General features: G+C 67.0%; 17 protein-coding genes. 11 read left to right on the plus strand and 6 right to left on the minus strand.

Annotated features, from left to right (window positions below; translation table 11 throughout):
* Positions 1 to 137 precede the first annotated feature (137 nt).
* Both PSH03_RS32765 and PSH03_RS04055 read left to right on the plus strand, forming a co-directional pair.
* Positions 138 to 2,942: an McrB family protein gene (locus PSH03_RS32765; RefSeq protein ID WP_238688297.1), complete on the plus strand. Its 2,805-nt coding sequence runs from the start codon at positions 138 to 140 to the stop codon at positions 2,940 to 2,942.
* Complete coding sequence (locus PSH03_RS04055) at positions 2,905 to 4,134, plus strand: McrC family protein (RefSeq protein WP_238688298.1); 1,230 nt, start codon at positions 2,905 to 2,907, stop codon at positions 4,132 to 4,134. The genes PSH03_RS32765 and PSH03_RS04055 overlap by 38 nt, the downstream gene beginning before the upstream one ends.
* Before the next feature lie 565 nt (positions 4,135 to 4,699).
* Here the strand turns inward: PSH03_RS04055 and PSH03_RS04060 are convergent.
* Positions 4,700 to 5,146, minus strand: a complete 447-nt coding sequence (locus tag PSH03_RS04060; RefSeq protein ID WP_210781882.1) for a recombinase zinc ribbon domain-containing protein — start codon at positions 5,144 to 5,146, stop codon at positions 4,700 to 4,702.
* Between the two features lie 312 nt (positions 5,147 to 5,458).
* Between PSH03_RS04060 and PSH03_RS04065 the strand changes: the two genes are divergently transcribed.
* Complete coding sequence (locus PSH03_RS04065) at positions 5,459 to 6,496, plus strand: DUF808 domain-containing protein (RefSeq protein WP_238688299.1); 1,038 nt, start codon at positions 5,459 to 5,461, stop codon at positions 6,494 to 6,496.
* A 646-nt stretch (positions 6,497 to 7,142) separates the two neighbouring features.
* Here PSH03_RS04065 and PSH03_RS04070 read toward each other — a convergent pair.
* Positions 7,143 to 8,054 carry a LysR family transcriptional regulator gene (locus PSH03_RS04070; RefSeq protein WP_210781880.1) on the minus strand — a complete coding sequence of 304 codons (912 nt, stop codon included), beginning with the start codon at positions 8,052 to 8,054 and terminating at the stop codon, positions 7,143 to 7,145.
* Between the two features lie 288 nt (positions 8,055 to 8,342).
* Here PSH03_RS04070 and PSH03_RS04075 point away from each other — a divergent pair, with 288 nt between their 5' ends.
* The 5 genes from PSH03_RS04075 to PSH03_RS04095 all read left to right on the plus strand — a co-directional run bounded on the left by PSH03_RS04075 (position 8,343) and on the right by PSH03_RS04095 (position 13,154).
* Positions 8,343 to 9,077 (plus strand): SDR family NAD(P)-dependent oxidoreductase, encoded by a 735-nt coding sequence (locus PSH03_RS04075; protein WP_210781879.1) that lies wholly within the window; start codon positions 8,343 to 8,345, stop codon positions 9,075 to 9,077.
* A gap of 34 nt (positions 9,078 to 9,111) precedes the next feature.
* Positions 9,112 to 9,735 carry an NADPH-dependent F420 reductase gene (locus tag PSH03_RS04080; RefSeq protein ID WP_210781878.1) on the plus strand — a complete coding sequence of 208 codons (624 nt, stop codon included), beginning with the start codon at positions 9,112 to 9,114 and terminating at the stop codon, positions 9,733 to 9,735.
* Positions 9,736 to 9,940: 205 nt separating this feature from the next.
* The gene (locus PSH03_RS04085; RefSeq protein WP_210781877.1) at positions 9,941 to 10,882 is read left to right on the plus strand and encodes an SDR family oxidoreductase; all 942 of its coding nucleotides are present in this window, start codon (positions 9,941 to 9,943) and stop codon (positions 10,880 to 10,882) included.
* A 557-nt stretch (positions 10,883 to 11,439) separates the two neighbouring features.
* Complete coding sequence (locus tag PSH03_RS04090; protein ID WP_238688300.1) at positions 11,440 to 12,012, plus strand: RNA polymerase sigma factor; 573 nt, start codon at positions 11,440 to 11,442, stop codon at positions 12,010 to 12,012.
* Positions 12,013 to 12,122: 110 nt separating this feature from the next.
* Positions 12,123 to 13,154, plus strand: a complete 1,032-nt coding sequence (locus tag PSH03_RS04095; RefSeq protein ID WP_238688301.1) for a hypothetical protein — start codon at positions 12,123 to 12,125, stop codon at positions 13,152 to 13,154.
* Between the two features lie 751 nt (positions 13,155 to 13,905).
* Here the strand turns inward: PSH03_RS04095 and PSH03_RS04100 are convergent.
* On the minus strand, positions 13,906 to 14,388 hold the full coding sequence (locus PSH03_RS04100; RefSeq protein ID WP_210781874.1) for a hypothetical protein: 483 nt from the start codon (positions 14,386 to 14,388) through the stop codon (positions 13,906 to 13,908).
* Between the two features lie 75 nt (positions 14,389 to 14,463).
* Between PSH03_RS04100 and PSH03_RS04105 the strand changes: the two genes are divergently transcribed.
* Positions 14,464 to 14,880, plus strand: a complete 417-nt coding sequence (locus tag PSH03_RS04105; RefSeq protein WP_210781873.1) for a VOC family protein — start codon at positions 14,464 to 14,466, stop codon at positions 14,878 to 14,880.
* Between the two features lie 119 nt (positions 14,881 to 14,999).
* Here PSH03_RS04105 and PSH03_RS04110 read toward each other — a convergent pair whose 3' ends face one another.
* The 3 genes from PSH03_RS04110 to PSH03_RS04120 form a co-directional block, all read right to left on the minus strand.
* On the minus strand, positions 15,000 to 15,488 hold the full coding sequence (locus tag PSH03_RS04110) for a hypothetical protein (RefSeq protein WP_238688302.1): 489 nt from the start codon (positions 15,486 to 15,488) through the stop codon (positions 15,000 to 15,002).
* 207 nt (positions 15,489 to 15,695) lie between these two features.
* Positions 15,696 to 16,157, minus strand: a complete 462-nt coding sequence (locus PSH03_RS04115; RefSeq protein WP_238688303.1) for a hypothetical protein — start codon at positions 16,155 to 16,157, stop codon at positions 15,696 to 15,698.
* Between the two features lie 117 nt (positions 16,158 to 16,274).
* Positions 16,275 to 16,790 carry a hypothetical protein gene (locus PSH03_RS04120; RefSeq protein WP_210781871.1) on the minus strand — a complete coding sequence of 172 codons (516 nt, stop codon included), beginning with the start codon at positions 16,788 to 16,790 and terminating at the stop codon, positions 16,275 to 16,277.
* A gap of 263 nt (positions 16,791 to 17,053) precedes the next feature.
* Between PSH03_RS04120 and PSH03_RS04125 the strand changes: the two genes are divergently transcribed.
* Positions 17,054 to 17,518, plus strand: coding sequence for a hypothetical protein (locus tag PSH03_RS04125; RefSeq protein WP_238688304.1), 465 nt, complete (start codon positions 17,054 to 17,056; stop codon positions 17,516 to 17,518).
* Between the two features lie 778 nt (positions 17,519 to 18,296).
* Positions 18,297 to 19,373: a cellulose-binding domain-containing protein gene (locus PSH03_RS04130; protein WP_238688305.1), complete on the plus strand. Its 1,077-nt coding sequence runs from the start codon at positions 18,297 to 18,299 to the stop codon at positions 19,371 to 19,373.
* Positions 19,374 to 19,503 lie beyond the last annotated feature (130 nt).

Raw genomic sequence — 19,503 nt, forward strand, 5'->3', positions numbered from 1 at the left:
ATCTTCAGCTGTTGCTGGTTCCGCATGGCCCTTCCATACTCGGTCGGTTTCGTCTTTTAGCTGGCGGAACGATCGTGGGATGCTGTCGTGTGCCGTGGTTGCGGCATGGAGCCGATGACAGGGACGAGTGAACTTTGGTGATCCATCCCGACGACCTGCCCCGGTGGCGGCGCAAGCTCGATCAGATCGAGGCGGCCGTGGAACTCGACGAGGAAGTGAAGCAGCGCTGGGCCAAGGCGGATGCGCTGCGGCCCACCCGGGATGCCGAGGCCCGCAATCTGGTTTCGGAGCTCATCGCCACCCGGGATTTCGCGGCATTCCGGGCAGGCTCGGACAAGTGGTCGCGCCAGGAGGGTCCGTACAACGCCTTCTCGGGTTTCGGTCAGATGTGGCTCAACCAGGTCGCCAACAACCTGCCCGATGACCCCGAGGCGCTGAACGTGCTGGTCCGCGCCTTCACCACGCCGGCCACCGTGGATGAGGCGCGCTCCCGGTTCGCCGAGGTCGAGTGGGTGACCCGAGACCTGGCGAGTAAGGGGCAACCGGCCGTCGGGCGGATCCCGTACGTCTTGTCGGTGTTCTGGTCGACGGACCACGTGCAACCGGGCTGGCCGGTGATGTGGAAGAGCGCGCCGGAGCGGATGTGGGCGCTGGGTTGGCTACGGACGTGGGAGAACGCCGACCGCTACCTAGCGGTGGTTGAAGCAGCACGCGCGCTCTATCCCGACGATGTCCACCGGTTCGAGCGATTGATGTGGTTCCTATCCGAGCGCCAGGGGTTCGTGGGAGTCAACCCCGCCGTGCGGGAGATGTGCGACGAGGCTGCCGGCATCATGGCCACCTACGAGGTGGGCGCGCGCTATCCGGACGAGGAACGTTCGAGTCGGGCAGCCGCTCTCGCCGCCCAACTCAAGGGTGAGCTGCACATCGCCGCCAAAGGGCTTCTGGCGGACTTACGGGCCGCCACGGGACTCGAGCTGGAGACCTCGCAACCGCAGGACCGGATCGCCTCGGACAAGGGGGCTGCGTATCGCGCAGACGCCTACGCCACCTGGTCGCTGCCCGGGGCGGTGTCTGCCGCCGGCCTACGGCTGTGGGCCACGCGCTCGGGGCTTGCGGTCGGCCTGTACGACTGGCGGAACCCGGGCGTCGGCGCAGCGCTTGCCACGGGTCCGCTCCCCTCCGGTCACCGGTTCTTCGAGATCCGGCCCCACCTCACCGGAGACCGGCTCGTTCCGGTCGACGCCGATCCGGGTGGAAGCACGTTCGTGGGAAAGTGGTGGCCCTGGTCCGAGGTTCCCCGGGGCGGTGACCTGAGGGACGCGATACTCGAGGAGGTGGGTCGGCTCAAGCCTCTGGTGAGGCTGGTCGCCGGCCAGGGAGAGGCCGTGCCGGCGACGACCCCCGAGGGGGAGGATCTGGCGGCGGCGCTTGCCAGATTCAAGGCTGAGCGCCCTTACCCGCACGACAAGGACGAGTGGCATGCAGAACAGCGACAGCAGTTCGCTGAGGCCCTCTCACCCGAGAACCTGACCATCTTTGACCTGGACCAGTTCCGGCTACTCGTCAACGGCAAGCGCTACGGCAACCCAGGTCCCCAGTCGGTACTCAACGCAAGCCTCTCGGGCATGGACTCGGTCGCCCTCGACGCCTTCGCCAACAAACTGCGTGAGATCCTCTTCGGTGACGAGGAGGTCGCCACCCGCATCGACCGAGGCCTGGATTGGAAAGACCTCGGCACGAAAGGGCTGGGCGAGAGCGTGCTCCTGAAGCTGTTCGCCGTCACCGATCCCCGGCGCTTCCTGCCGATTTTCCCGCTGACGGGTCCAATGGGAAAGATCGCCATGCTTCGCCGGTTCGGGCTTACGGAGCCGGACGGCGCGCTGAGCCGCGGTCAACAGCACGTCGAGGCGAACGATCGGCTGCGGGCAACCCTTGAGCAGTTGCTGCCCGGCGATCCCTGGGGGCAGGGCCAGTTCGCCTACTGGATGCTCAACCACGACGCCGTGGAGCCGGTCGAGGAGGAGGACCACATCGCCCGGACCGCGCAGGATCTCCTCTTGCCTGAACCGTTCCTGCGCGAGCTCGCTGAACTGCTCCACGAGAAGGGACAACTCATTTTCTACGGCCCTCCGGGCACCGGCAAGACCTACCTGGCGGACCGGCTCGCCGGCGCCTTGCAGCAGGACCCGGAAAGGCGGATGCTCGTCCAATTCCATCCGTCCACCTCGTACGAGGACTTCTTCGAGGGCTACCGGCCACGCACCGATGAACGGGGGCAGCTGACCTACGAGCTTCGCTCCGGGCCGCTTGCGCTGATGGCAGAGAAGGCCGAGAGCAACCCCGGCGTGCCGCACTACCTGATCATTGACGAGATCAATCGGGCCAACCTGCCGCGTGTCTTCGGCGAACTGCTGTTCCTGCTGGAATACCGGAACAAGGCCGTACGCACCGCCTATCGGCCCGACGAACCATTCGAGCTGCCGCGCAATCTCTTTTTCATCGGCACGATGAACACCGCTGACAGGTCGATCGCGATGGTGGATGCCGCCCTGCGCCGACGGTTCCATTTCATCCCGTTCATGCCGCACGAGGGAGCGATGCGGTCGCTGCTCGCCGACTGGTTAAAGAAGAACGGGGAGCCGGTGTGGGTCGCCGGACTGGTGGATCAGGTAAACGAGCGGCTCCGGGTCCTTCTGAAAGGGCCGCACCTGCAGGTCGGTCACAGCCACTTCATGAGACAGGGCCTCACCGACGAGCGACTCGCACGCATCTGGGAGTACGACGTCTACCCCTTCATCGAGGACCAGTTGTACGGCCGGCCCGACCAGCTGGAGCAGTTCGCCTGGGCGAAGGCGCACGCCGCGTACGGGCCGTCCTCCGCTTCGGGGAGCGCGGCCGTGGATGCCACCTCGGACGATTCCGATGAGTCTTCCTTTTGAATCCCAGGTCGCCGGCGTAGTGAGGCTTCGCGAGTACGAGACCTCGCCGCGGCCCGTAGCTCTCAACGTCGCAGAGGTGTCCCTGCTCCGCGGCCTCCCTGGCGGCCGCCTCGAACTCACCCCGTCGGACGAGCCCGGATCGTACTTCCTCCAGGCCACCTCCTGGGTGGGCGCCGTAGTCCTACCTCGGCTGACCATCCAGATCCTGCCCAAGGTGCGTGACCTGCGGACCGTTCTGACCATGTTCACCTCCGGCGTAGGCCTGGTCGAGTGGGGAACCGACGCGGCGGCGTACGACCGAAGTGACTTCGTCGAAGGTGTCGCGGAACTGGTACTACGGGCGATCAACGGGGCGACCCGCCGAGGTCTCGTCCACGGCTACCGTGCTGTCGACCAGCGACTCCCAGTGATCCGCGGACGCATGGACGTCCAGCAGCTGGCCGCACGGCCGTGGGACTCCTGGCCAGTGCCGTGCCGCTTCGACGACTTCACCGCGGATATCCCCGAGAACCGGATCCTGCTGGCGGCCGTTCGGCATGTCGTGCGGTGGCCAGTAGGCCCCGTCCTTCGTCGCATGGCCGGTGAGCTGCTCCAGCGCCTTGAAGGAGTGGGGGACTCGCCGGTCGCGCTGACCGAGTGTGACCTGATCCGGCGCACACCGCTCAATGAGCACTACCGACCGGCTCTTGCCCTTGCTCGGCTGGTCCTCGAGGGCTTCGGCCTCACCCAGGGCGCGGGTGGACTGACAGCGCAGAGCTTCCTGGTCGACATGAACAAGCTATTCGAGAAGTGGATCGGGGACGAGCTACGCGCAAGGCTCTACCCCACGATCGAGGTCCTTGAGCAGTTGGCCGTTCCCCTGAGCGTCTCGCCACGCGTCACCATGAACCCCGACCTGCTCTTCCTGCGGGGCGCGGAGGTCGTTTTCGTTGCGGACGTCAAGTACAAGCTGACCGGGGGCGGTCTAGCGCGTACCAGCGATTATTACCAGCTGCTGGCCTACACCACGGCCCTGCGACTACCGCGCGGGATGCTCATTTACTGCCGTGCCGACCTCGCTCCGGACCGAGTCATCACAGTGGTCGGAGGCAACCAGCGCCTGCACACCTATCCCGTGGATCTGAGTGGTTCGCCTGAAATGGTGGCGGAGGCGCTTGACGTGGTCGCGGATTCGATCAGGAAGCTGGCCTGACGCCGTACACGGAACTCGAGATGACCGGGGCGGTCGGGCGACTCATCCGGATTCAGACCCTCGCCATGGCAGTGCGAGCGCAGATCCGCGCGTTGCAGGAACACCGCGTTACATCGCGCTGATCGGCGCTGGATGCTCTGGCGCTGCGCCCGGTTGTGGTGAATTTCAGAGCTTGACGAAGGCGGTGAACCTCGTGCGCTCACTACCAAAGAACGCGAGCGGTACGGGTTGCCGTCAACACCGGCCGGCTGAAGCTCACCAGGACCCAAGCGGTGGGCTCCAGCTTGATGCCTGCACGGTCATTTCGGTCAGTCGATAACCGAGCCACCTGGCTGGCAAGCTTGGACCCTACGCGTCCCAATTTTGATTCATGCTCACGCACGGTAATGAGCGCGCGAGGTTGAGTCAAAGCTGACCGTGCCGTAATCTATAAGCATGTGCACCCGTAATGGAGCACCGATGATACGTACAAGGGTTCGAATCCCCCCTCGGACACGAACCATAGGCCCACGGTGCGCGCTGAGATCGGTTTCAGCGTGCACCGTTTGCGCTTCGGGGTGGTATGTCAGCCGCAGGCCGAGTGGCGGTGAACCTCGGCTTTGTCGGCGGGGTCCGCGTCGCGGAGCACGGTGACGATGTTCCCGAGGGCGTGAACCAGCGCGGTGATCTCTGCCTGGGTCATCCGGCGTGGTGCGGCGGAGGTCCCCGTGTGCAGCTCGGTTTCGGCTCGGGTCCGTTCAGCTTGGGTCTCCTCGCGGAGGTAGACGTTGCGGGGATGGGAGACGTCGTTGGCGAGGGCGTATTCCTGGGGGAAGCGGCAGCGGTAGTAGGCGGCGCCGTGGTTGTACTGGCCCTGCATCCGCCGGTTGCAGGCGGCGCAGTAGATCAGGCCGCGGAAGACGTACGGGTTGCGGGCGCGGCGTTGCCGTTGCGGGAGGTCCAGACCCAACCGGTGTCGTACGAGCAGCGTCTGCGCCTGTTCAAAGGTGGCCTCATCGATGTTCGAGCGCACAGTCCCGCCGTGCCGGACCAGTAGCTGGTCCCGTTAGCTGAGACACCGATCCCACTGGCGATCCCGTGACCAGCGCATCCTCTGTGATGACCCCTTCGGCGGGGCCGAAGTGGTCAGGCGTGTCGTTCCGCAATGGCTGGCGCGGGCCGGGTGCGGTGGTGGTGGGTCGTCGGCTGAGCGCGATAGCCGGTCACCTCGAGCTCTCGCCCGGCTTCCCGCCCCAGATGCGACCGGGCGGTGGCGTGCCGCGCGCGGGGACTTGGGCGAGAATGGGCCAGTTCGAATTCTGCGCAACCCTGGAAGGACCCTCCCTTGGCCGGTGGACTCGTAGCCCTGCTGGATGACGTGGCGGTGCTGGCCCGTGCCGCTGCCGCGTCGATCGATGACATCGGGGCGGCCGCCGCGAAGGCCGGCGCCAAGGCTGCGGGCGTCGTCGTCGACGATGCTGCCGTCACGCCGCAGTACGTGCGGAGCCTGGCGGCCGAGCGTGAGTTGCCGATTATCAAGCGCATTGCCGTGGGGTCGCTGCGCAACAAGTTCTTCATCATCCTGCCGGCGGTGCTGCTGCTCAGTCAGTTCGTGCCTTGGCTGCTCACTCCGATCCTCATGCTCGGCGGCGCCTACCTCTGTTATGAAGGCGCGGAGAAGGTGTGGGACAAGATCGCCCATCACGGTGCCTCCGGCGCGGGCGAGGAGAAGGTGCAGGACGAGACGACACTGGTGTCTGGGGCGGTACGAACCGACCTGATCCTCTCGGCGGAGATCATGGTCATCAGCCTTAATGAGGTGATCGATGAGGCGTTCGGGTCCCGCCTGGCGATCCTGGCTGTCGTCGCCGTCGTCATAACCGTTCTGGTGTACGGCGTGGTGGCCCTGATCGTCAAGATGGACGACGCCGGGCTGCGCCTGTCGCAACGTTCCGGCGCCGTCGCGACGTTCGGCCGCGGTCTGGTGAGGGCGATGCCGGTGGTCCTCACCGTGCTGACGGTAGTCGGCACCGCGGCGATGCTGTGGGTGGGCGGGCACATCCTGCTGCTCGGCACGAACGAGCTGAACCTGCACTTCCTGTACGAGGCCGTGCATGACGTGGAGGTCGCCGCCCACGACGCCACGGGTGTTCTCGGCGGGCTCCTCGGCTGGCTCGTCAACACGGTGGCCAGCGCGATCCTCGGGCTGATCGTCGGAGCGCTGGTCGTGCTGGTCATGACTCTCACGCTCCACCGCCGCACATCCAAGGCTGCGGCTGCGACTGCGCCGGCCACGACTCGTGCTGACGGCACCATCCCCGCACCGCCGAGCCGTGCAGCTCGGCGTCGCGACGCTCCTGCGGACCGAGCGCCGCGCGGTTGACCACAACATCATCGCAACTCGACCACGCGGCCAGGGGTTCTGGTGCCGAGCCGCGCTCAACCCGGCTGAGCTGCGCGGATCGTCCCGGGCCGACCTGCGGCCCTTCGTGCTCTTCCTGGCCGCGGCGTGCTCACCGATGCCGGCGAGACGAGGGGCCTTGACCTGCGGTGATGGAGGTCGAGCGGTGCGGCGTGACCTCCCAGTAGAGGTCGAACTGGTCAGGCGTTGCTGCGCCCAGGATGGCTGGCGCCGGCCGGCGTCTCGGGCCGCCTAACGCCACGCCTGTAGGTGTGCTAAAGGTCGATGTGAAGCGTTGTGGGGGCTTGCTGGGGTCGGCCGCGGTTTCGTCATTTGAGACTCCGATCCCACAGGCAACGCTCTGACCAGGCGCTTCGGGGTGGAGACCTCTTCGGCGGACTCGAAGGAGTCGGCGTCGGCGTTTTCTGTAGAGGCGAGGGCGGTGTCTGCTCATGCCGATGTAGTGCACAGGGCGTTCTGTTGGAATTGGTTGCGACACCCACTTCGTCGGTCGGCCTATATTGCCTCGGGATATCTCGGCAACCCTTGCCGGATCACACCATCCGCGCGGATTCTCCGCATTATCGATGAGATCGAAATAAAGGAGTGACACTGTCTCGCTGATTAATCAGCCGTCTCTTGCAATGGCGCCGCCGTCAAGCTGCCACATTTCATAGTTCCCACATTCTGCCGTGATCTCGGCCGTCGCCTGAGCCGCGGTGACGAAGTCGTCGACTAGCGGCGAGGCGCGCGATGCCGCCACAGCGAGGCACACCTGGTCGGGTGCCAGCTGCGGGATGGGGACATAGCTGACGTCCGGATGTGAGTAGAACACGGTCGCCGAACGGGCCAGGAACGAGATGCCTCGGCCGGCCGCGACATGCTCGAGTGTCTCGTCCACCCCGCGTACCAGGTATCCGGCGTTAGGGTGCGTGCGCCTGGTGGGCTGCGTGCTCGTGTCCGCATGCCAGACCAACGGCTCGCCGGCCAGGTCGGCCTCGGTGATCTGCTCCTTGCCGGCTAACCGGTGGCCGGCGGGCAGCACCGCCACCCGGGGCTCGGTGTACAGCGGGGTGACGCGCAGGCCGGTCTCGTCGATGGGCAATCGCACGTAGGCGACGTCGATGCGGCCGTCGAGCAGCAGCGTGGCCTGGTCGTCCCCTTCGATCCGCTGCACGTCCACGATCACGCTTGGGTGCTGGACGGCGAACTGCCGTACCGCTGGGGTGGCCGTGATGCCCGCGCGGAAGCCGACCATTAGCCGCTGGCTGCCGCGCGCGGCCACGGTCACCCGGCGGCGGACCGCGTGCGCGGAGGCCAGCAGCGGGCCGGCGTCGGTCAGCAACTGCCTGCCGGCGTCGGTCAGTTCCACGCCGTGGCTGTCCCTGATCAGCAGCGGGGTGCCGAGATCGTGTTCCAGCGCGCGGATCTGGCGGCTGAGCACCGGCTGCGCGATGTGCAGCTCATCAGCGGCGCGGCCGAAGTGCAGTTTGTCGGCGACGGCGACGAAGTAGCGCAGCTTGCGCAGGTCCAGATCCATGGAGCCTCCCGGTCGGGCGATGCCTTCAGGGTATCGCAACGACTGAAAGAGGTCTTGGACACCTACTCAGGCCAATGGCACGCTTCATGGGTACCCGATGGGACCGGAGTGAAATCGGTATAAGAATTCGCCCTCGGACTTGGCAGCAGCGAGCTGGGATCGGCATAGACAGATGATGAATTGAGCCGAGCCCCGTTGCGTCATTCGACGGTTTCGACGACACAACCGTTGACAACGGCGCTCCGACCAGCATCTGTTTTGAATACTCATCGACTCAATGGAGTGATCGTGGGAAAGCTCGATGGCAAGGTTGCGGTAATCACCGGCGGATCCACCGGCATGGCACTGGCCGGCGCCAAACTGTTCGTCGAGGAAGGCGCGCATGTCTTCATCCAGGCCCGGCGGCAGGAAGCACTGGACGACGCCGTCAAGCTGATCGGCCGCAACGTCACCGCCGTCCAGGGCGACGCGGCCGACCTGGACGACCTAGACCGCTTGTACGACACCGTCAAGCGGGAAAAGGGCTCGATCGACGTGCTGTGGGCCAGCGCCGGGATGGGCGAACCCGCCGTCCTCGGCGAGATCACCGAGGAACAGTTCCACCGCGCCTTCTCGCTCAACGCGCGCGGCACCCTATTCACCGTGCAGAAGGCACTCCCGCTGATCAACGACAACGGCTCAGTCTTCATGACCGGATCCAACGCCTCCCTCGGCGCCTTCCCCGGCTGGAGCCTCTACGCGGGAAGCAAAGCCGTCCAGCAGGCATGGGCCCGCGTCTGGCTCAACGAACTGCGCGACCGCAAGATCCGGGTCAACGTCCTGACCCCCGGCCAGGTCGGCACTGCCAAACAGGAAGAACTGTTCGACGAGGCGACCAGGGCCGCCTTCGAGTCCCTCATCCCCCGCGGGCAGATGGGCCGCCCCGAGGAGATCGCCACCGTCGCCCTGTTCCTCGCCTCCGATGACTCCAGCTACGTCAACGGCCTGGAACTGGTCGCCGACGGCGGCACCACCGCCCTCTGAACACACACCCGGAATCAGGAAGAGAGCACACCTCATGAGCAGCATCACCCTCATCGGTACGGGGAACATGGCCCGCACCATCGGCACGCTCGCGGTGGCGGGCGGCAACACCGTCGAGGTCATGGGACGCGATCAGTCCAAGGCCGATGACCTGGCGAAGGCTCTGGGCGGCGGCACGACGGCGGGCGAGTGGGGCGCCGTCCCGGCCGGGGACATCGTCATCACGGCCCTGTTGTACGCCGCTGTCGTTCCGGTCGTCACCGAGTACGGAGACGCCCTCGCGGGCAAGGTCATCGTCGACATCAGCAACCCGTTCAACGCCACGTTCGACGGACTGGCCCACAGCGAGGAGACCTCGATCGCGCAGGAAGTCGCCAAGGTGGCCCCGGCCGGTGCCGGCGTGGTGAAGGCATTCAACACCATCTTTCGTAATGTCCTGGAGAACGGCCGGCCCGACGTCTTCATGGCTGGCGACGATGCGCAGGTCAAGGCGGGAGTGGCGGCATTCGTCGAGAGCCTCGGGCTGCATCCGCTGGACGTCGGCGGCCTGAGAATGGCGCACTGGCTGGAAGGAATGGGCCTGGTCACGGTGGGCCTCGCCGGCAACGGGGTCGCCCACTGGGACTTCGCCCTCGGCGTCAACGAATTCACTGGCTGAGCCCTCGGGACGAGACAGTCGACGAACAGAGCCCTTGAATGCCGGGGCCTGGAGACGGCGCACTGGCTGGAAGGGACGGGCCTGCGAATGATCAGCCTGGCCACCACGGCGTTGGACCTTCAACTTCACCCTCGGCGTCAGCAATTTCAGCTGAGCGCACCCGCACCCGCACTTCTCGCGCCACATCACTGACAAGGACAGCAGCATGCGCGTTTTCGTGACTGGCGGGACCGGCCATTCCGGTTCGTACATCGTCCCCGAGCTCATCGCAGCCGGGCATGAGGTCACCGGCTTGGCCCGGTCGGACACTGCTGCGGCGGCGCTGTCCGCGCTCGGCGCGAAGGTGCGCCGCGGCGACCTCCAGGACCTCGACGGGCTCCAGGAGGCGGCTGCGGACTCCGACGGCGTCATCCACGTCGCGCACCGGCAGGACCTGCTTTTCTCCGGCGGGATCGACGCCGTGGCCGCCGCGGAGGTCCCGATCATGCTCGCCTACGGTGAGACGCTGGCGGGCACCGGAAAGCCGCTGGTCGCGGCGGGGAGCATCGGCTCGCCTGGCCAGGGATTCCTAGGCCGGACGGCCACCGAGGAGGACCCGGCCCTTCCCAGCGGCGATGAGCACAAGGGCACCCTGCGGGCTCGGAACGTCGTGGAAACCACCGTGATCGGCCTCGCCGAGCAGGGCGTGCGGTCTTCGGTCGTGCGGATCGCCAACATTGCGCATGACACGACCGATCGTGCCGGCTTCCTCCCCACACTGATCGCGCTCGCGAAGGAGAAGGGCTTCGTCGGCTACCCCGCGGACGGCGCGAACCTGTGGACTGCCGTGCACATCCGCGATGTCGCCTCTGTGTTCCGCCTGGCGTTGGAGAGGGGCCCAGCCGGCAGATACTGGCATGCGGTCGACGACGGAGGCATCCCGTTCCGCGTGATCGCCGAGGCCATCGGCGGCCGTCTGGGCCTGCCCGCCGTGAGCGTTCCCCTGGACGAACTGGTGCTGCCGGGATACTTCGGGTTCCTCGCGAACATCGTCACGCAGAGCTATCCGGCGTCCAACCTCATCACCCGCCGGACCCTCGGCTGGGAACCCGCACAGCCCCGCCTGCTCGCCGATCTAGACAACGGCCACTACTTCCCCGCCAGCTGACGGCAAGGGCCCGAATCGCCATGATTCCGACACATGACAAGGAGGGCGCGGACACGGTCGCGGAGCTGGGGCCGCGGGCATTCGCGGCGACCAGCGGGCAGGCCGCGGCGGCCGGTGACATCGTCGTGGTCACGGTGCCGGTCAAGGAGTGCGGTGTGGTGGCGGTGGTGATTGTAGGCGTGGAGCCAGGCGGTAGGGCCGCTCGTCGGGCAGTCTCGGATCGGTAGGCCCGGTCGTCGCGCCCAAGTCGGGCGAGCCGCCATTTCTCGGCGCCTCCGGCAGCCCCATCGAGAACCAGATCCAGCCCTGAAACGGCGGAGAGAGTGTCGATGTGGAGTGGCAGCCTCGCCGCCGCGACGCTGCCTCTACCTCCCGACTTCGGCCCTCGGCCCTGGCCTGGGCGCCACGCTTGGGGCCAACGCTGACCGCGCCGCAGCCGCTCATGCCGCCGAGAGGTCGCTATTGGGCGACCGCTTGCCGTCGGACCTCGGGGCCTGAACACTTCGCCGCCTGATCGGCAATGTCAGGGTGAAGCGCGAACTTTGCCGAGGAGGGCCATGGCTTCGGATGCGGATTTGATAGGCCGGTCCCTGGATGGCGACGTCGACGCCTTCGTAGAGGTGGTCGAGCGTCATGAGGCCGCCGTCGGTTCGTACCTCGTTCGCCGGGCTGGGCGGGATGCGGCTGAGGACCTCCTGGGCGAGGTTTGGGTTGCGGCGTTCGAGTCGCGGCGATCGTACGACCGGTCGTACAACGACGCGCGGCCGTGGCTGTACGGGGTGGCATTGAATCGCTTGCGGCGCTACTGGCGGTCCCGGCCGGCCGAGGACCTGGTCGCGGACGTGCCGGACGTGGCTACTGGATGGGATTCGTGGTCGGCGGTGGACCTCGGCGTGGACGCCCGGGCGGTGCTCCGGTCGGCCCTGACGCGGCTCAAACCCGAAGAGCGGGAGGTCCTGAGGCTCGTCGCCTGGGAGGACCTGACCGCAGCCGACGCCGCGCGGGCACTCGGTATACCGGCCGGCACCGCGCGGCGGCTGCTGAGCCAAGCCAGGACGGCATTGCGCGACGCCCCGGGGGTGTCCGCGCTTCTGAAGGACCGCAACAGCGCGAAGGAGAGACACCGATGACCGACGAGCTCGATCTGGTCGGTGCGTTGGGCAGCGCGGAACCACTACGCCCGGAGGCGTATCAGCGGGCGCGGGCGGTGCTGCGGGCGGCTATGGCCGACCCCGGAACCGTGCGGCTGCTGGGCGCGATATCAGCGGCGGACACGACTATGGAGGCGACTTCAACCATGAAAACGACGACAACCACGCGGGACCACGAATCCAGCCCGGCGCCTCAGCGCCGCCGCCGCATCGGTATCGCGGGCCGATTGGGCATCGGCGCCGGGGTGGGGGTTGCCGCCGCGGCGGCAGTCGTCGCTGTGGTGCTCAACTCGTCGGCGACCGGGGGCATGGAGGCCCGCAAGGATTCGTCAGCCGCCACCTCGGGCTCGACCACCGTCGACGGGTCGGCCGAGCGCGCGCCGCTGATGACCCTGGCCGGGTCCATCAAGACGGTCACCCCGGCGGCGGGCGACGCGTGGCTGGTGAAGGCGACGCAGGTCCACGGCACCAAGACCATGCAGGTCGTCTACACGCTATACACCGACGGTCACGCGATCTATACGGGCAACAGCGTGAAGGACATCAAGCGTGCGATCGCCCGTCACCAGGACCAGATGACGGACGGCGGCTACGCTCCGCTCCTCAAGGCAGCCGTCGCCGCGGCGGACAGCAGCCCGGCCGACGGCCGGACCCAGATGCTCAAGGCAGCCAAGGATCCGCTGGTCGGCCTCGACCCCGCAGCGCAGAAGGCGGTGTGGGACAAGCAGCAGGCGGACGCCCAGGTGATCATCAAGCAGAAGGGCGGCAACGCCGAGCCGAAGCCGTACAGCCCTCAGGCCGTTCAGCGGCACTTCGACAACGCCCTGTGGACGTACAGCACCCAGGCGCTGTCCGCTGGCGACGGCAACACGCAGGTCCGGGCCGGTGTGCTGCGTCTGCTGTCCACCATCTCCGCGGTCAGCGTCAAGAACTCGACCACCCACGGCAAGGCCACGCTGACGATCACCGCCGGCCCCGAGGTGTTCGGCGGCGAGGGCAGCGAGGTGCTGACCATCGACGCCACGACCGGCATGCTGGTCAAGGACGTCTCCACCGTGCCGGGCCTCCCCCGGGCCTCCACGACGTACGAATCCTCCCGCGTGACGAAGGCCGACCTGTAGCCGGGAACTGCCACCCACCAGCATTCCGGCAGACGGGCGGACGCGCCCGCCCGGCGTTCGATAACGGTGCGGGCCGCCCAGAGGCGGCCCGCACCGTCGTTTTGTTGTTCGCCCGGCCGTGCCTGACCACTGCACCCATGCCTACCTGCGGCTTCACGTTGTCGCAGGTCAGAGTCGGTGTGGCGTCCTGTTTCACCGCGGAGTGCTCTGCGGTTCTGCGCAGCGATCGACAGTGCTCTATGTCTCCTGGCAGGGGAGTGTGTGCAGGTCAAGGCGGTAAGGAGCCGTTGGTTGGCCGGGCCTTGCATCTGGGAGCAGATTGGGTGCAGGTTGGCGAAGTGGTCTCCGCGACCGAAGTGCTCACCGACGCCGGACAGAGGCGAGGGCTTTGACCTGCGGTGATGCGGTGGAGCGGTGCGGCGTGACCTCCCAGTGGGTACCGAAGAGGTCAACCCTCCAGCCCTCCGACTGGCTGCTGGCTGTCGAACTGACGCCTGCCGACACCGATCACGAGGCCAGCCCGCATCGATGCACGGCTCTGACTGTCGCCGCGGTGGCGTCTGTACGGATCCCGCGAGCCGAGACCCAGATCCCACTGGCGAACCTCTGAGCAGGGCTTCCTGAACGGTGACCTCTTCGGCGGGTCCGAAGGCGTCAGCGTTCGTCGGTGTCGTTCGCCGTGGAGGTATCCCATCACCCGATGAGCAGGCGCTCGCAGTGCCCATGGCGGCTGGCCCGCCCGTACCCCGCCTCAACGGATGTCCACGAAGTTTCGCCGCGCCATGAGGGCTACGACCGCTTCGATGGCTTGCTGTGACAGTGTCGGCACGACAACCGCAGCTCTTTCGACAAAGTAGCCGGACTCGGCCAGGGCGCTCTGCACCTCCTGAGACAGCCGGGTCGGATCGTAGAAGGTGATCGCTTTCTCGCTACCGGCCCAATGGACCGTTATCTCGATCCACCCCTTGGACTCGGTCATCGACCAGTCATTTTCGTCCATGGCATCGGGATAGACGATCTGCAGTCCAGGCGGTGAATCAGAGGTGCCGCTTGTAGCTGCAGGTGGCACCAACCGCCCGGAGCTTGGTGATTGAAGGGTCCGCAGGACTTCGTGCGGGTCGCGTTCTGTCACGGCAGCCAGGGCGGTAGCCGCGTCCGCCGTGAGGGCCGTCAGGTTCAACGCTGCCGCCAGCGCATCCTCCTTGACCGCGGCGCCGTCAGGTCGTGTGGACACCGCAGGACCAGACGTCCTCTTTGCCCTTTGTCGGCGCACGGGGCGGCCAGAAGGACCTGTCCGACGTACGGTGCCGTGGTGCAGATCGACTTGGTTGCCCTGATTGTCGACGAGTACGACCCCGCGATCGCGTTCTTCACCGACGTACTCGGCTTCGACCTCGTCGAGGACTCTCCCTCGCTGACCAATGACGGTCGACCCAAGCGGTGGGTCGTCGTCCGGCCGCCGGGCGCCCAGACCGGGATTCTGCTCGCTCGCGCCGACGGAGAACACCAACGCGCCGCAATCGGTAACCAGGTAGCCGGCCGAGTCGGGTTCTTCCTCCGCGTCGACGACTTCGACGCCGCATACCGGCGGATGGTCGAGGCCGATGTGACCTTCGTCCGAGCGCCACGAACCGAGCCCTACGGCCGGGTCGCGGTCTTCCTCGACATCGCCGGCAACCGGTGGGACTTGCTTGGGGCCACCGGACGTCGCGCACCTGCCCGCTGAGGCGCCAAGGTCACCGATCCTGATCGGCGCTGGTCGAGTGGTTTGCCGATGACAGCGCTAGCGGAAGTGCTGTACGTCCAACGGCGCCGTGATCGCGAAGTTCTTGTCGATCGCTTTAACTAGAGCGGTCCCGGGCGCTGCAGTCCGATTCGCGTGGCCCATCCGCTGAGGGCGTCGAAGAAGCCGACCAGGTCCCGTTGCACGCCGATCAGCAGCCCGGGTAGCGCGCTTTGTGGCAGGTCAACGTGGACGCCGGCCCACCGGCCGCGATGCCGGGTCTCGCCGCCGTCCTGCCGCAGCCGCAGATCGTCGCTGACGAACTCGACCTCCGGACCCGGGTCATGTCCCAGCCACGGCGAGTCGCCGATCAACACCTGCGCCCAGTCGCGCCAGTCCTCCAGCCCGGCACAGCAGCCCGGCGTCATCACCGTCCCGGTGGTGGGGTCGCGGACCTGCAGGTCGCCGGCAGCGATGAGAAATTCGTCAGCCAGCAGCGCGTTTACGACCTCATCGCGGCCGCCAGGAGGCTGAACCTCGATCCGGCCAGCGAGCGCCGTCACGAACAGCCCGACCTGGTCGCCGGCACGCCGGCGTTGAGCATCAACCACGATCCGGACGCCATCGCTGCCACCGGCCACGGCGATCCGTCGGTGACCGCGGGTACCTCGATGACCGCCTCCATAGTGATCACCCCGGCATTCAACCCGATGCCGCGGGCACGCGTCCGGCGGCTATGAAACGCCCATAGTGCCTATGTCAGCGTGGGTCTGACGGCTGGCGTTGACCTGCGACGTGATGCTGGCGGTGCTCGGCGATCAGGTGCTGTAGAGCCCGTCCCAGGGTTCTGTGAGCCTGAGGCGGTCTGGATACAACTCGACCCAGTCGCCTCGCTCAGGGTCAGACTCGTCGATCAAGCCGAACGTGACACCGTCGTGGACCACGCGGAACAGTTGGATGGCGATGTCGCCGTACTGCCGTTCAGGTAGCTGATCGAGCAGGGCAGCCAAGCGGGCCTCGGCTTGGTCAGCAAGCTCACCTCGTAGGTACGGAGCGGTGGCCACGAGCGAGATGTCGGTCCGGCGGTGGCGGCCGTTGGCGTCGAACAGGTGCAGGTAGGCGTACCAGCGGATCCGTTCCCGGTCCGGATCCGGCTCGTGGTCGTCATCGCGATGCGCGCCGTGTATTCCCGCGAAGAACTGGCCGTCGGCGTGTCGCCCTACCCTGTCGGTGCGGTAGTCCGGTTCGCGCGAAATCGGCACCAGATCAGGCAGCGACATGCCGGCGACGATACCTGAAGACAACTGCGCGCATCTGCACTGCAGACCACGCGCACTTGTCGGTCGGAAGTGACTCACCGGCATCCGTAGCCGGGTGCGGCTGGGGCGTTCGGGTGATTAGTCTGCGCGGTCCAGCATGACGGCGCTGCGCAAGGGGGTGCTCGCCCACAGCGCTTGCAAGGTGGGGTAGCGCTGCACCTCCCACTCCGCTTCACCAATCGCATGGTCTCGCTCCGGACCGGGTGGACTGAAGTCGAACCCGGTGTTCTGGACGTTGAGCCGGCCTAGGTCGGCGAGCGCGGGTGCATCTGGGAAGACCAACTCCAGGCTCACCTGCCAGATCTCTGGTTGGTACCAGTCGGTCTCGGTCCAGCTTCCCCGCACGTCGACGGCGAACTGTCTGGTGAAGCTCAGGCTGGGAAGTCGATCGTGCCAGCTGTACCGGCCCCACTGAACAATGAAGCCATCGGCGTCGCTGTCCGGCCCTGGCTCCAAGCCGTCGACCGGCCGGGCAAGAAACTCGCGGAACGCCTTCCACGCCGCCTCGACGTTGTCCACCCGGTCCGGAGTCAGGCCGTGTCGGCGTAGCAGCCCGACCAGCTCTTCCGGCGACTCGCGCCACGCGATACCCACGATCCAACCCTTCCCACCCGGAACCCATCCACCCGCGCGTCCAGGCCGCCGAATCTGTGCTGGCCGCATCGATCACAATCCGCGAGGTTCACGTCGGACACGATAACTGCGCCGTTCGGCCGGCGGTCGCCTTTGGGACCATGGGACATCGTCACCTGCCCCGCACCACGGCAGCGCCGCCATTGAAGCGCTGGACCTGCATCCTGACAGACCCCCGGATGTGGGGGCATCCGCTGTCGTATCCCTGTGGTGGAGTCCGTGCCATGGGTGTGCTGTACGACTACTTCCGGGCCAACGACGACGCTGCGGCTGTCAGGTTGATGAAGGATTTCGAGGCCGTCCCGTTCGCTGCCAGCCGCGGCGGCATAGCTGTGGATGCGGTTGACCTGAAGGGCATTGAGCCGACGGTGACCCTCGGCAAGCTTGTCAGCCTCGTTCGACAGGTCGACTGGGATGCGAGCCTGGTCGACCTTGAGTTGTTGTGGAGCGGAGACGAGCAGGACGGGCCGTGGCTGATGTCGCTGGACCGGGCTGCGCGGGACGCCCTCGCCTCTATCAGCAACGCCCAGGCGCTGGAGTTGTCGGCGCAATGGGGGCGGATCGAGGAACTGGCGTGGAGTAGGCCACTGTCTGACGACGAGATGCTGCCTGTGATCGAGAAGGTTGCCGCCCTTGCTCAGCGCGCCCGAGACGCGGGCGAGGACCTGTACTGCTGGTGCTGCCTGTGACTTACAAGGAGGCGGTGCCGGGTCCGGACAGGGGGAGCAGGCTGGGAGCAGCAGGGTGCCCTGAAGGCCTTGAAGTGCGTCCAACGGCGCCGAACGGCCGCACAACTGCACCCACCCCTACCTGCGGCATGACCACGTTGCCCAGTCCGCGACTCCGGTGTGCAGGTGCGGTTTCGACCTGGTCGACGATCCCGAATGCGTCGGCGGTCGTGAGCCTGCCGGACGCGGCGACCTGCCCCTCAAGGTCGAGAACGATAGCGGTGACAACATCGCCGGAGGTCTGAAGACGTGCGGTGTACGGCGATGGAGGAGTTGTGTCGGAATCGGCCCGGTAGGTCGTCGTCATGAGGTAGCCGGTGTCGGCCTTCTTCCACTGCGGCGGGAGAACGGCACCGGCGCCCACATCACCGAGGGCGCCCCGCGCTGTGGCTCGGGGCTGACCGATGGCCGTCGGTCTGGTGATCTGCCCACTCGCCGGTCCACATTGCGAGGTCGCGTACCCGGCGCTCGGTCTTCTGCCGGGACTTGGCCGCCCACTTTGTTGCGTTCTTTTGACGCGAAGTCGTCCAGGACCTGACGGTCAGTCGCGGTCCAGGCGGGAAGCTGCGCCATCCACTCTTCTGCCTGCTCGGCGCTGTGGCCGCTACCGATCAGCCATGGGCGGGCCGTCCGTTGTCCTGCCAGCGCCAGGACTGCCGTGCGTGCCTTGACAGGAAGGCGGAGCAGCAGGACAGTCGACATATTCATAGACGTTCAACTATCTACGGCGAGGTGTGCCATGCGGAAGTCGCTGACTGCTGTGGCCGCCATCGCTGTTGCCATGGTCGCGATGATGGCCGCGATCTCACACGCCAGTGCGGCGAACGCGGCGGCCGGGTGTCGGGTGAACTACGTCGTCACCAGCCAGTGGACCGGTGGCTTCCACGCCGACATCGCGGTCACCAACTTGGGTGACCTAGTCAACGAATGGACGCTGCGGTTCGCGTTCCCTGCAGTCGACCAGCGGCTCGCGCAAACCTGGAGCGCCACCTGGGCCCAGGCGGGCCAGCAGGTCAGCGCGACCAATCTGGGCTGGAACGCGACCCTGGGCACCAATGGCTCCGCGAACATCGGTTTCGTTGGCGCCTGGTCGGGCAGCAACCCCATACCGGCGTCGTTCACGCTCAACGGCGTCACGTGCACCGGCGGCGTCCTGCCCAGCGTGACGCCGACCCGGACGACCACACCGCCGGTCGCTGACTACCCGGCGATCGTCACCTGGCTCAGCCCGACCGCCGGCGCGGTGTACACCACGCCGGGAACCGTCCCGCTGGCGGCGACCGCGACCGTGGGAGGCGGACACAGCATCACCTCGGTGTCGTTCCGGGTGGACGGCGTCACGGCGGCCCGGGGGGTGAGGACGACCGGTGACCGGTACGAGGCGCTGTGGACACCACCGATCGGGGAGCCCGGCACCAGCACCACCTTCGTGCTGTCCGTCTCGGCCGGCACCGACCAGTCGCTGTCCGGCGCTGCGCCGCCGCTGCTGGTCACGGTGGTGACGCCGGCGTCCACCGGCACCAACCACCCGCCGGCGGCGGCGCTGAGCACCCCCGGCGGGCAGACCTACTTCCTCGAACCGACGACCGTCACGCTGGTCGCCGACGTCGCCGACACCGATCCCGGGGACCTCGTCAGCCGGGTGGAGCTTTACCTCGGCGCAACCCGGCTGGCCGTGACGCCGACCAACAGCGGACAGCGCTACCAGTTCCAGACGGCCCTGTCGGCCGGCACGTCGTCCACCTTCACCGTGCGGGTCCACGATTCCCACGGCGGCCTCGGCATCTCGAACCCGCTGACCTTCACCATCCGTTAGCGCCTCGGCCCTCCGTTAAGGGCTGACCAAGGTCCTTCCACTGGCCGTCGATACGTTTGCGAGTCGGCACGGCGCTCTGGGTCAATTCGACCAGGCCATCGGGGTTGGCGGTGACCGTCGTGGTGGGTGA

Source organism: Micromonospora salmantinae (assembly GCF_022230905.1).
Taxonomy (GTDB): domain Bacteria; phylum Actinomycetota; class Actinomycetes; order Mycobacteriales; family Micromonosporaceae; genus Micromonospora; species Micromonospora salmantinae.